The sequence below is a fragment of the Bacillus sp. 05T22 genome (genome assembly GCF_056396765.1).
This window is the reverse complement of sequence record NZ_JBFTMC010000017.1, coordinates 19,703-31,869: the sequence shown is the minus strand read 5'-3', so window position 1 is coordinate 31,869 and position 12,167 is coordinate 19,703. Positions and strand designations below refer to the sequence as shown.

At 37.6% G+C, this 12,167-nt stretch carries 13 protein-coding genes; all 13 read right to left on the bottom strand.

Features of this window, described 5'->3' with window-relative positions; translation table 11 throughout:
- Positions 1-76 precede the first annotated feature (76 nt).
- The 13 genes from rncS to rsgA all read right to left on the bottom strand — a co-directional run bounded on the left by rncS (position 77) and on the right by rsgA (position 11,956).
- Positions 77-814 carry a ribonuclease III gene (gene rncS / locus AC1DIT_RS08390; RefSeq protein WP_003199450.1) on the bottom strand — a complete coding sequence of 246 codons (738 nt, stop codon included), beginning with the start codon at positions 812-814 and terminating at the stop codon, positions 77-79.
- A gap of 59 nt (positions 815-873) precedes the next feature.
- Positions 874-1,107 carry an acyl carrier protein gene (gene acpP / locus AC1DIT_RS08385; protein WP_000786062.1) on the bottom strand — a complete coding sequence of 78 codons (234 nt, stop codon included), beginning with the start codon at positions 1,105-1,107 and terminating at the stop codon, positions 874-876.
- Between the two features lie 71 nt (positions 1,108-1,178).
- Positions 1,179-1,919 (bottom strand): 3-oxoacyl-[acyl-carrier-protein] reductase, encoded by a 741-nt coding sequence (gene fabG / locus AC1DIT_RS08380; RefSeq protein WP_016115974.1) that lies wholly within the window; start codon positions 1,917-1,919, stop codon positions 1,179-1,181.
- Entirely contained in the window at positions 1,913-2,863 is a 951-nt protein-coding gene (gene fabD / locus AC1DIT_RS08375) for an ACP S-malonyltransferase (RefSeq protein WP_016115975.1), read from the bottom strand. Before fabD ends, fabG begins: the two co-directional genes overlap by 7 nt.
- 14 nt (positions 2,864-2,877) lie before the next feature.
- Complete coding sequence (gene plsX, locus AC1DIT_RS08370) at positions 2,878-3,870, bottom strand: phosphate acyltransferase PlsX (protein WP_016115976.1); 993 nt, start codon at positions 3,868-3,870, stop codon at positions 2,878-2,880.
- Positions 3,867-4,460, bottom strand: coding sequence for a transcription factor FapR (gene fapR, locus AC1DIT_RS08365; protein ID WP_003199443.1), 594 nt, complete (start codon positions 4,458-4,460; stop codon positions 3,867-3,869). Before fapR ends, plsX begins: the two co-directional genes overlap by 4 nt.
- 90 nt (positions 4,461-4,550) lie before the next feature.
- Positions 4,551-6,599, bottom strand: a complete 2,049-nt coding sequence (gene recG, locus AC1DIT_RS08360) for an ATP-dependent DNA helicase RecG (protein ID WP_476998135.1) — start codon at positions 6,597-6,599, stop codon at positions 4,551-4,553.
- Between the two features lie 430 nt (positions 6,600-7,029).
- On the bottom strand, positions 7,030-8,706 hold the full coding sequence (locus tag AC1DIT_RS08355; protein WP_016133226.1) for a DAK2 domain-containing protein: 1,677 nt from the start codon (positions 8,704-8,706) through the stop codon (positions 7,030-7,032).
- 22 nt (positions 8,707-8,728) lie between these two features.
- Positions 8,729-9,091 (bottom strand): Asp23/Gls24 family envelope stress response protein, encoded by a 363-nt coding sequence (locus AC1DIT_RS08350; RefSeq protein WP_016115980.1) that lies wholly within the window; start codon positions 9,089-9,091, stop codon positions 8,729-8,731.
- Positions 9,092-9,533: 442 nt separating this feature from the next.
- A complete protein-coding gene (spoVM, locus tag AC1DIT_RS08345; RefSeq protein ID WP_001213600.1) occupies positions 9,534-9,614 on the bottom strand; it encodes a stage V sporulation protein SpoVM in 81 nt (26 codons plus the stop codon).
- A gap of 66 nt (positions 9,615-9,680) precedes the next feature.
- On the bottom strand, positions 9,681-10,322 hold the full coding sequence (locus AC1DIT_RS08340) for a thiamine diphosphokinase (RefSeq protein ID WP_016115981.1): 642 nt from the start codon (positions 10,320-10,322) through the stop codon (positions 9,681-9,683).
- Positions 10,323-10,427: 105 nt separating this feature from the next.
- Positions 10,428-11,072, bottom strand: coding sequence for a ribulose-phosphate 3-epimerase (rpe, locus tag AC1DIT_RS08335; RefSeq protein WP_016115982.1), 645 nt, complete (start codon positions 11,070-11,072; stop codon positions 10,428-10,430).
- Between the two features lie 2 nt (positions 11,073-11,074).
- Entirely contained in the window at positions 11,075-11,956 is an 882-nt protein-coding gene (rsgA, locus tag AC1DIT_RS08330) for a ribosome small subunit-dependent GTPase A (RefSeq protein WP_016115983.1), read from the bottom strand.
- Positions 11,957-12,167 lie beyond the last annotated feature (211 nt).

Sequence of the window (12,167 nt, the reverse complement as noted above, 5' to 3'; positions counted from 1 at the left end):
TTATCTTTTCATATCCAGATAAAAATAAAGTTTCATTCTATGCATAAGGAATCCCCCTCATGTAAAGGGGGATTCCTTATGATTGTTCTTTTAACTTTTTCAACGCCTCTGAAGCAGCTTGTTGCTCTGCTTCTTTTTTCGACTTACCGCTACCAAGACCTAGAGCCACGCCATTTAATGTAACACGTGACACAAACTCTCGATTGTGAGCAGGTCCCTTTTCTTGCAAAATTTGATACTCAATATTACCGCTACCATCACGCTGAATTAATTCTTGTAGTTGACTCTTATAATCCATCACATGAGAAAAAGCACCTTCATTAATTTTTGGATATACAATTTCTTTTAAGAATTCCCAAACTGTCTCCAACCCTTGATCAAGATAAAGGGCACCAATAAACGCTTCAAAGACATCCGCTAATAAAGCTGGTCGTTCACGTCCACCTGTCATTTCTTCACCTTTTCCTAGTAAAACAAGGTTACCAAATGACAATTCATTCGCAAAGCGGACAAGAGATGGTTCACATACAACAGCTGCACGCAACTTTGTTAGCTCTCCTTCGCTCATTGTCGGATATTTTTGAAACAAATACTGTGATACAGTTAGTTCTAATACAGCGTCTCCAAGAAATTCTAGACGTTCATTGTCTTCATGTGGCTTTTTTCGATGCTCATTCACATACGATGAATGCGTAAATGCTTGAATCAATAATTTTTCGTCTGTAAACGTAATACCTATTTTTTGTTGAAACATTTTAAAAGCTTCACGATATTTTGTTTCATATTTTTTTTCTCTATATTTTCGGTACGGCATAGGTCCCTCCAGATATAAGCCGAGAAAGCCCCGCTATAAAACGGGACTTCACTCAAACATTATAGATGACTCTCTATGTAAGTCACAGCATCGCCAACAGTAGCAATTTTTTCTGCATCTTCATCAGAAATTTCCATTTCAAACTCATCTTCCAATTGCATTACAAGTTCAACTACATCTAGGGAGTCTGCACCTAAATCTTCTTTAAAGCTTGCAGCTGGTACTACTTCTGTTTCTTCTACTCCTAAACGATCCACGATAATTTTCGTTACACGCTCTAAAACATCTGCCATAATTCATTCACCTCCCCTCAAATATTATATTAAATATTTCACAAAAAAACTAGGTGAAATCGTTTCTTTTATTACATTACCATACCACCATCAACATGTAATGTTTGTCCTGTAATATATTTGCTGTGATCAGCAGCAAAAAATGTTACAGCATTCGCAATATCTTGCGCTTCTCCAAACTTAGCAGCAGGGATTAATTTTAACATTTCCTCTTTTACGTTTTCGCCTAATACATCTGTCATATCAGTAGCAATAAATCCTGGAGCAATTGCATTTACTGTTATATTTCGGCTAGCCAATTCTTTTGCGGAAGTCTTTGTCAATCCGATTACCCCAGCTTTTGCTGCAACGTAATTTGCTTGACCAGGATTCCCTGTAACACCGACAACAGAAGCAATATTAATAATACGGCCATGACGCTGACGCATCATGTAGCGAGATACTGCTTTCGTACATAAGAATACACCTTTTAAGTTTGTATCAATAACTGTATCCCATTCTTCTTCTTTCATACGCATTAATAAATTATCTCTTGTTACCCCTGCATTATTCACAAGAATATCAACTCGTCCAAATGTATCCACAGTGTGTTTTACCAGGTTTGTAACTTCTTCAACATTAGCAACGTCTGCTCTCACTGCGATTGCTTCTGATCCAAGTTTTTTTATTTCATCAACTACTTCATTTGCTTTTTGCTCATTACCAGCATAGTTTACTACAACTGTTGCCCCTTGCTTCGCTAAATCAATTGCAATTGCGCGGCCAATTCCACGTGATGCACCTGTTACTAATGCAACTTTCCCTTTTAACATCCGCTTTCTCCTCTCAAACTTGAAATGGTATCTTTCAATGTCTCTTCATCATATATCGCATATACCTTTGCAGATGGAGCAATTGATTTCATAAGACCAGCAAGAACTTTCCCAGGACCAATTTCAATAAATGTATCTACACCTTGTTCTACCATCTGTTCAATAGATGGGTACCATAAAACAGGTGAATAGAGCTGTTCAATTAGCTTTTCTTGAATATCTTCACTGCGATTAACGCAATTGGCCGTAACGTTTGCAACAACTGGAATGTTTGCATCTTGAATTGTAATTTCATTTAAAACATTTTGAAACTTCTCAGCTGCTGGTTTCATTAATGAAGAATGAAACGGACCGCTCACACGAAGCGGAATTGCTCGTTTCGCACCATTTTCTTTCACTTTTTGAGAAGCGAGTTCTACTCCTCGTTTCGTTCCAGAGATAACGATTTGCTTCGTACTATTCATATTAGCAATTTGCACAGCATGCCCTTCACTCGTTACTTCTTCTGTAACTTGTTTCAGAACATCTGGATTTGCCCCTAAAATAGCGGCCATGGCACCTTCTCCGCTCGGCACAGCTTCTTCCATATATTCACCACGTTTTCTCACAGCGTAAACAGCATCTTCAAATGTTAATGCTCCCGCTGCAACAAGCGCGCTATACTCACCTAAGCTATGGCCAGCAACATAATCAGGCGTAATATCATATTGTTTCAAAGCTGTTAAGATTGCAATACTTGTCGTCAATAGTGCTGGTTGCGCATTTGTCGTTAATGTTAGCTTCTCCTGAGGTCCTTCAAAAATTAATGATGAAAGAGACTCCTGTAAAACTTCATCCGCTTTTTGAAATATTTTTGCAACCTCTTTATTATTCCCTGCTAATTGCTGTCCCATTCCAACCGCCTGTGAACCTTGGCCCGGAAAAAGAAATGCTAGTTTTCCCATTTCAAATCCTCCTCTTATTGAAGCGGCTCTTTCTCCATTACACTTGAAATTGTAGGAATGACTTCTTTCGCTACCATTTCTCTCGTTTGACGAATCGCACTAAAAATCGATTGATCATTAGAAGATCCGTGAGCCTTAATGACAGGAGCTTTTAATCCAAACAATGCTGCTCCGCCATACTCCGAATAATCCATTTTATCTTTTAATACCATCAGCTTCGGTTTTAATACTGCCGCTGCTAATTTACTTGTGAACGAACTCATTAATTGTTCTTTTAACATAGAAAATAATGCTAGTGCAGTTCCTTCCAATGATTTTAATGCTACGTTTCCAGTAAAACCATCGCATACAACTACATCTGCCACACCTTGTAATAGGTCTCTTGACTCAACGTTTCCAACAAAATTAATTGGCGCATCTTTTAGCATAGCGAATGCTTGTTTTGAAAGTTCGTTTCCTTTGCCATCTTCTGTCCCGACATTCAAAAGACCAACACGCGGATTGTTAATTCCTCTTACTTTCTCAGCGTAAATAGAACCCATTACCGCATATTGATATAAATGAATTGGCTTCGCGTCAACATTTGCTCCAACGTCTAACATAACAAAACCTTTCCCATCAATTGTTGGCATTGTAGGAGATAACGCTGGACGTTCAATCCCTTCCATACGTCCTACCACAAACAATCCAGCTGCCATTAAAGCCCCTGTGTTACCTGCTGATATACAAGCATTAGCTATACCTTCTTTTACTTGCTGCGCTGCAAGTACCATTGAAGCTTGCTTTTTCCGTCGAACGGCTCTTACTGGTTCATCTGTCCCTTCAATCTTTTCATCTGTATGAAGTACAGTAATACGCTCTTCGCTTGTTAAATACTGACGAATCTCCTCTTCTTTTCCTACCAAAGTAATATGTAAATCTGAAAATTCCTTAATAGCTTTCATTGCTCCTAATACAGCTGCTTTTGGAGCGTGATCGCCACCCATTGCATCTATTGCGATTTTCATAAATTGTTACCTTCCTCACTATAATTACTAGATCGATACATTTCAAAAGTGCCTGTAAAAACAAGTTCTTCGCCAACAAAGCTATGCACTTTGACAACCGTCCGTCCTTTATCATTCTCCACATCTTCAACGCGTGCTTTCGCAACAACACGTTCTCCTAATTTTACAGGACGAATATATCGAATGGTAGACTTTGCAGTTAAAGCTAATTCTTCATCAATAACTGCAACAGCTAGTGAGTTCGCTTGAGCAAACAAATGGTGCCCACGCGCAATTTGATTTCTTTTAAATACATGCTCCATCTTCACTTCAAAAATAGAAATTGCATGTCTATCTAATTCTATATCAATAATTTCTCCAACTACCTCTTCTAACGGTAAAGATTTTACATCTTCTTCATGCTGTTTCGTTGCCACATGTTTAATTCGCTCTCTTAACTCAGGAATCGATAATTCCATTCGATCAAGGCGAACCGTTTGGATACTTACTTGAAACTGCTCTGCTAACTCTTCGTCCGTTATGAACGGATTCGTTTCTATTGTTTGTTGTAATAATACTTGTCTTTCTTTCTTACTTTTTCTTTTTTTCATACCGCACCATCCGTTTTTATGACTAGGTACTAACAGTAGTATATAATCATTAAAAGTAGAATGCAACAAAAAAATTTGCACATTCCATTTTTAATCGAGCTTTTCTCCTTGAAACACACCTGCTCCTTCAAGATATACGCGTAATGCAGCATACTGCTCGTTGTGCCAAAACGCTTCAGAATCAACCAGCATGGCCGCATCTTGTCTCGCCGTTTCCAACGCTCGATAATCATGTACCATATCAGCTACCTTAAACTCTGGTAGACCACTTTGTTTACTTCCAAAGAAATCTCCAGGACCACGTAACTCTAAATCTTTTTCCGACAATACAAATCCATCATTTGTTTCCGTCATAATGCGCATGCGTTCTTTCCCAGTTTCCGATTTCGGATCTGCGATTAACAAACAATACGACTGCTCACTCCCACGGCCAACACGACCTCGAAGCTGATGCAATTGCGATAAACCAAAGCGCTCCGCATCATAAATTACCATAACCGTTGCATTTGGCACGTTGACACCAACCTCAACTACAGTTGTTGAAACAAGAATTTGCACTTTATTTTCACTAAATCTCTCCATTACATCTTCTTTTTCTTGAGAGGATAAACGTCCGTGCATTAATCCAACCTGAAACTTTCCTTGATAGTGATGCATCAGCATACTATGCAAATCAATTGCATTTTGCACATCAAGCTTCTCAGATTCTTCAATAAGCGGACAAATTACATAAGCTTGTCTCCCCTTATTCACTTCCTTTTCCACGAAGCCAAGGACACGTTCTAACATATCATGTTTTGCCCAATACGTTTCAATCACTTTACGCCCAGCAGGCATTTCATCAATAATAGAAACATCCATCTCTCCAAAWGCAGTAATYGCMARYGTACGMGGAATYGGTGTYGCTGTCATAAAYAACACATCTGGACTTTCACCTTTCTCYCGTAAAACKCGGCGCTGCGCTACACCAAAACGGTGCTGTTCGTCAGTAATAACAAGTCCAAGTCTATGGAAAATGACCTCATCCTGAATTAAAGCATGTGTCCCAACAAGAATATCTATTTCTCCTTGTTCAAGTTTCGCTAAAACTTCACGACGACGTGCGCCCTTAACTGAACTCGTTAACAATTCCACATTCATATTAAAATGCGAGAACGTCTCTGCTAGCGATTGATAATGTTGTTCAGCTAAAATTTCTGTAGGGACCATTAACGCACCTTGATAATGTGCAAGTTTCGCTGCATAAAGAGCAATTGCAGCTACGACTGTTTTTCCTGATCCAACATCCCCTTGTAATAACCGATTCATCCGGTACGGAGACTGCATATCTTTTATAATCTCAGAAACAACGCGACACTGTGCGCCAGTAAGCGGGAACGGAAGTGCATCAGTGAACTCTTCTAATTCTTTCATTGAAATATCTTTTTTCGTCCCCTTCGAACTCTCTCTTTCCATTTTACGCAACGCTTGCATTTTGAGCTGGAATAAGAAAAATTCTTCATATACAAATCGGCGACGTGCCTGTTTTAAATCTTCTTGACCAACTGGAAAATGGAGCGCTCGAAGCGCTTCATAACGCGGTAATAATTTATAACGCCCTAACAAACCATCTGGCAACATTTCTTCTATAGAGGAACCATACTCTTTTAAAGCTTGTGCAATAAAACGTCGCATTTGTTTTACTGTTAATTTTCCTTTTACTGAATACACAGGTTCCACTTCTTGCTGACGTACGACTGGACCAAAGTGAAGCTCGGATATAGAAATCGTTTGACGATGCTGATCCCATTTACCAGTAATCGTCACCGTTTCATCAAGCTTTAATTTTTGCTTATAATACGGTCTATTAAAACATACAGCCGTAATTAAATAACGGCCAACAAGTACGCGAACAGTAAGACGCGATTTCTTTTTCCCGTAATATTGTAATAAAGGAGCACTATGCACCTTTCCTTCCACTGTTACACGCTCTTCATGTTTCACTTCTGCCAAATCTTTCATCGCGTAGTCTTCATAACGGTACGGAAAATGCTCTAATAGATGGGAAACTGTATAAATCCCCATCTCATGTAATAATTCAGATGTCTCTTCCCCGATTCCTTTTACATCCGTAACAGGAACTTGCACAACTTCATTCAAGATTTTCACGCTCCGTCACATCATTTTCTTATTTTTACTCGCGTATATACTTCATGCATATATGGATATACAATTCCATATAACTTACATATTTACTATCCTAACTTGTAATCGTTCTCTTCTGCCTTTTCTATTCTATCATAGGCATTCTCAAGGAAACTACCCTTATACATTATCAGCCATATATAATGACCCTTTCCTTCCATTAACCTAAATACCTACTTGATTAAACTTTGCGAAATCTTTTATCAAATTATGTATATTCCGAAGAAAGATATGCGATAAAAAAGAGCCTTACTATAGCAGCAAGGCTCTTTTTTATCGTCATTATGCTAGCCTTTTGAAAAAGAACCACTGACGATAGATTGTCGCTAGTTCTTGCTCATTAGCAAGTAAAACCATTCATCTCTATGCAAAAAAGAGATTCCCTTTATTCTACAGAGAATATGAAAGAATATACAGGTTGATTTCCTTGGTGAACTTCTACCTCTACATCTTCAAACTTCTCTTCTACAAATGCAACTAGCTCTGCAACTTCTTCATCTGTTGCATCTTCACCTTGCAAGATCGTTACAATCTCAGAATCTTCATCAATCATGCTTTCTAGCAATTGCTTCGCTGCATCTACTTTTTTAGAATTTGTAGATACAATTTTCCCATCTGCAATACACATGAAATCATTTTTTTGAATCGCTACACCGTCAATTTCCGTATCACGAACTGCATACGTAATTTGACCTGTTTTCACATGTGCTAGTGCTTCTTGCATGTTCTCTTCGTTTTCTTCTAACGTTCCAACTGGATTAAATGCTAACATCGCAGCCATTCCTTGAGGAACAGTTTTTGAACGAACAACAATCACTTCTTGATCAACAACAGATGCCGCTTGCTCTGCTGCCATCACAATATTCCCGTTATTCGGTAATATAATGATTTTTTCAGCATTTGCTTCTTCGATTGCCTTTACGATATCCTCTGTACTTGGATTCATCGTTTGACCACCTTCGATAACTTGTGTTGCCCCAATGCTCTCGAATAGGTTTTTAATACCCGATCCCATCGCTACAGTTACAATACCGTATGGTTGCTTTTCTTTTACTGGAATTACTTTTTCCGACATCGGTGCTGGCTCATCTAATAAAGCAGTATGCTGTTCACGCATATTTTCTACTTTAATTTTAATCAAACTACCATAACGTTGACCGTAGTTCATCGCATCACCAGGATGTTCTGCATGAATATGAACTTTTACAACTTCATCATCCGAGACAACAAGCAATGAATCTCCATATACACTAATATCTTCACGGAATTTCTGCTCAGAGAAATTATGTTCTTTCATTTTTTCAGACTCTAATTTCACCATAAATTCCGTACAATATCCGTATTTAATATCTTCTGTACTCAATTGGCTTTGTACACTACGGTGATGCTCCGCACGCACCATTTCATTCATAGATGGTTGTGCTGGTACATCAGAAGAAATTGTTTCTCCTTTTAAATCAGCTAAAAAGCCTTCGTATACAACAACAAGACCTTTACCACCGCTATCTACAACGCCAACTTGTTTTAATACAGGTAATAAATCTGGCGTACGATTTAACGATGCATTTGCTTCTTTGACAACGTCTTCCATAAACAAAACAAAGTCGCGCTGTTTTTTCGCAACTGTGACTGCATATTTCCCCGTTTCTCTTGCAACTGTTAAAATCGTTCCTTCAATCGGCTTCATAACCGCTTTATACGCCGTTTCTACACCAGCTTCTAAAGCTGCCGCAAAATCAACTGTTGTTAATTCTTCTTTTTGTTCAATGGATTTAGAGAAACCACGGAACAACTGAGATAAAATAACACCTGAGTTACCACGAGCTCCCATTAATAATCCTTTTGCTAAACTTACGCCGACTTTACCAGCATGCTGCGAAGGGTTTGCTTTCACTTCACGCGCGCCTGAAGTCATTGATAAATTCATATTTGTACCGGTATCGCCATCTGGAACTGGAAAAACGTTTAATGCATCAACAAGCTGAACATTGTTTGTTAGGTTATTCGCTCCTTGAATAATCATTTGTGATAAACGTTTCCCATCAATTTTTTGAATTGACACAGATTTTCCTCCTTAATGCACATTACAAGTTTATTACTTTAACTCCTTGTACGTAGATGTTTACAGATTCTACTGCTAGTCCTACCGTTTGGTCTAATGTATATTTCACTTTCGTTTGGACGTTGTGTGCTACCTCTGAAATTTTCGTACCATAGCTCACAATAATATACATATCAATATGTACTTCATCTTCGTCTTTACGAACAATAACGCCTCTAGTGAAGTTTTCTTTTCGTAAAATTTCTGTTAATCCATCTTTTAATTGATTTTTTGAAGCCATACCAACGATACCGTAGCAATCTACCGCGGCACCTCCAGCAATCGTTGCAATTACATCTGTACTAATATCAATTTGACCGTACTTCGTTTTAATTTCAATTGACATCTCTTTTCCCCCTTCATAAATGGTGAAAGTGAGCTAGACTACTTTARTTACTATCATATAATCTTTTAAAAGAAAATTCCATCGTTCTTTCTTTTCGCTCTCATATTTTTATACTTATTATTACACTTTTCTACGATGAGCAAAATAGTCCATTGTTATTATACAACATGTACCACTATAATATGTCAAGTGATTTTTCTTGATTTCTACTTTTCTTTACTGAAATTTAGTGTCAAGTAATTTTTCTTGATTTCTTTTTTATACACTGTTGCATTCTCTATTTAGTTGTGTTAAATTATAGTAGTGTTTTTGTTCAACGTGTTTACGTTTCTGCTAGAGCATTAAAATCTGGCAAAATCGAACGTGTTTAATAATAAAAAAAAGAGCCAATAGGCTCTTTTTTTATTATCCTCATGAAAAAAGCACCATTAATGGTGCTTTTTTAGTCCTTTTTAAAGGTATTTAACACCGCGCGAACAATTCCACCAAGAAATTTAGGTAACTTAATTGTATAAAATCTCATGGTTTCCCTCCTAATCCCCATTACTCCACTTGTTTACTATATGATGCAAGTAGCAAAAGTGTTTCTTCAATCAGTGCTTCTTATCACCATTAATATGCCAGAAGTAAATGAAAAAGTACCTTTTTCCGCAATGAGTTCATTACTAACACAAAGCGTCGATCCCCATTCTATCGTTTTATCAGTAAGAGGATATTTAAAGCCACGAAGTGTAATACCTTTTACAATTTCCGTAACAGGCACAAAGGATACGTATGGAAATTGTTTATTTTCTTCAATTATATATGTGCCTACTTTTTTTACAGAGATTTCATTTTTATTGTCAACGATATACATTTCAGTATATGCTTCCAGCCCTTTTAAAAGCATTTGTATGTTCGCTAACCCATGATCAAGCCTTCCGCCTGTAGCACCAAAAATGCGAATCAAATCCGGCTTTTGCTCCAGTGCCCAATGAATTGCAATTTCTAAATCCGTTTGATCTTTTTCACGCGGAACAATATGTAACTCATCTGTCTGTTTTTGCATCCACGCTAATTCTTCATCTGTAACTGAGTCATAATCACCAAATGCAACAGTAGGTATGATTCCTCTTTGCAACAAACGATATACACCACGATCAACCGCAGTCCATACTACTTCCTCATTTTCATACCGAGAGAAATCAGCACAGTACTCCGCCGGTCCTCCAGCTAAAATATGAATAATCATCTTTTCTTTCCCTTCTATAGAAAAAAGCAATCTGCCAGTCGGTAGATTGCTTTTTTCACATTAGCCCGTTCTAACAGGTCTTAAAAGTTTTCTTATCTATATTCCTTATCCACGAATTACTCGAATTGCTTCACCGCGGTCTTTTTGATTGTACACTGCTGATCCTGCTACAAGAACATTTGCTCCAGCTTCTACACAAAGTCTCGCAATCTCAGCATTCACACCACCATCAACTTCGATTTCTACTTGTAAATTACGCTCTTTGACCATTTCTGCAACTTGTTTAATTTTCGGTAATACAGAGTGAATAAACTTCTGCCCACCAAATCCTGGATTTACTGTCATAAGTAATACCATATCAATATCTTCCAATACGTGTTCAATCATTGAAACTGGTGTATGTGGGTTTAATACAACTCCAGCTTTGATACCATGTGATTTAATTAATTGAATCGTACGATGTAAATGCGGGCACGCCTCTACATGAACAGTAATAATATCCGCTCCAGCTTTTGCAAAAGTAGGGATATAGTTATCCGGGTTTTCAATCATTAAGTGTACATCTAATGGTAAAGATGTAATTGGACGAATCGCTTCTACAATTAACGGACCAATTGTAATGTTCGGAACAAAATGCCCATCCATTACGTCAACATGGATATAATCCGCTCCGCCCTTTTCTACATCTTTAATTTCTTCCCCTAGTTTGGAAAAATCTGCTGATAAAATCGATGGTGCAATTTTAATCATAATTAATACCTCGGCTTTCTCTCTCTAATTTCTTCTACAAATTGTTTGTAATGTTCATAACGATATTGTGTAATTTTCCCTTCTTCAATCGCAGCTTTTACTGCACATTTCGGTTCTGAAAGGTGTGTACACCCTCTAAATTTACAGTATTGACTCTCTTCTTTCAACTCTGGAAAACAATGCGTAAGATCTTCTACTTCGATATCAATAAAATCAAGAGAGCTAAAACCTGGTGTATCTGCAACCAGACCGCTTCCTACTGCAATTAATTCTACATGCCTTGTCGTATGCTTCCCTCGCCCTAAATGCGATGAAATATCATCTGTTTTTAGCGCTAAATCTGGGCGTAATACATTTAACATGGAAGATTTCCCTACACCAGATTGCCCCGCAACAACTGAGACACAGCCTTCTAAGAATGGTTTTAAAATATCAATACTTTCCGATGTATTTATAGAAGTAAATAACACATCATATCCCATTTCACGATAATCATTTGCATAAGATTCAACAGTTTCTCGCATTTTTTCATCTACTAAATCCATTTTACTAATACAAATAATTGGTTTAATGTTATGATATTCAATTAATACTAAAAATCGATCTAATAACCCTGGGTTAAAATCTGGTTCAACTGCTGAGAAAACAAGGATTGCTTGATCAACATTGGCAATTGGCGGCCTAACAAGTTCATTTTTCCGCTCAAAAATCTCTAAAACATAGCCTTCATTCGGATTCTCCGCTTGAAAAACTACTTGATCTCCTACAAGTGGTGTAATTTTATTTTTTCTGAATACACCACGACCACGGCATTGTGTAATGCCACCTTCATGCTGTACATAATAAAAACCACTTAAAGCTTTTACAATTTTTCCTTCTGCCATATAATTCTCCTTTATTCTATATAAAGTGAAATTGTTATCAGCCTCTCCATACAGTTATCCCTTCCTTAAAATATTGAGACGGGGTACTGCCAGCGAATACTAGGATAAAACTGACTATTTATTAGTTCAGATTCTCCTTTATTTCCACTTCACTTTTATGGCTGTCCTTCTATTTCAAAACGTAATTTCTTACCCTTCTACGTTAACAGCA

Excerpts from the sequence above, each read along its gene's own strand:
- rncS (WP_003199450.1), bottom strand. The coding sequence starts at position 814 with ATGCCGTACCGAAAATATAGAGAAAAAAAATATGAAACAAAATATCGT.
- acpP (WP_000786062.1), bottom strand. The coding sequence starts at position 1,107 with ATGGCAGATGTTTTAGAGCGTGTAACGAAAATTATCGTGGATCGTTTA.
- fabG (WP_016115974.1), bottom strand. The coding sequence starts at position 1,919 with ATGTTAAAAGGGAAAGTTGCATTAGTAACAGGTGCATCACGTGGAATT.
- fabD (WP_016115975.1), bottom strand. The coding sequence starts at position 2,863 with ATGGGAAAACTAGCATTTCTTTTTCCGGGCCAAGGTTCACAGGCGGTT.
- plsX (WP_016115976.1), bottom strand. The coding sequence starts at position 3,870 with ATGAAAATCGCAATAGATGCAATGGGTGGCGATCACGCTCCAAAAGCA.
- fapR (WP_003199443.1), bottom strand. The coding sequence starts at position 4,460 with ATGAAAAAAAGAAAAAGTAAGAAAGAAAGACAAGTATTATTACAACAA.
- AC1DIT_RS08350 (WP_016115980.1), bottom strand. The coding sequence starts at position 9,091 with ATGTCAATTGAAATTAAAACGAAGTACGGTCAAATTGATATTAGTACA.
- spoVM (WP_001213600.1), bottom strand. The coding sequence starts at position 9,614 with ATGAGATTTTATACAATTAAGTTACCTAAATTTCTTGGTGGAATTGTT.
- AC1DIT_RS08340 (WP_016115981.1), bottom strand. The coding sequence starts at position 10,322 with ATGATTATTCATATTTTAGCTGGAGGACCGGCGGAGTACTGTGCTGAT.
- rpe (WP_016115982.1), bottom strand. The coding sequence starts at position 11,072 with ATGATTAAAATTGCACCATCGATTTTATCAGCAGATTTTTCCAAACTA.
- rsgA (WP_016115983.1), bottom strand. The coding sequence starts at position 11,956 with ATGGCAGAAGGAAAAATTGTAAAAGCTTTAAGTGGTTTTTATTATGTA.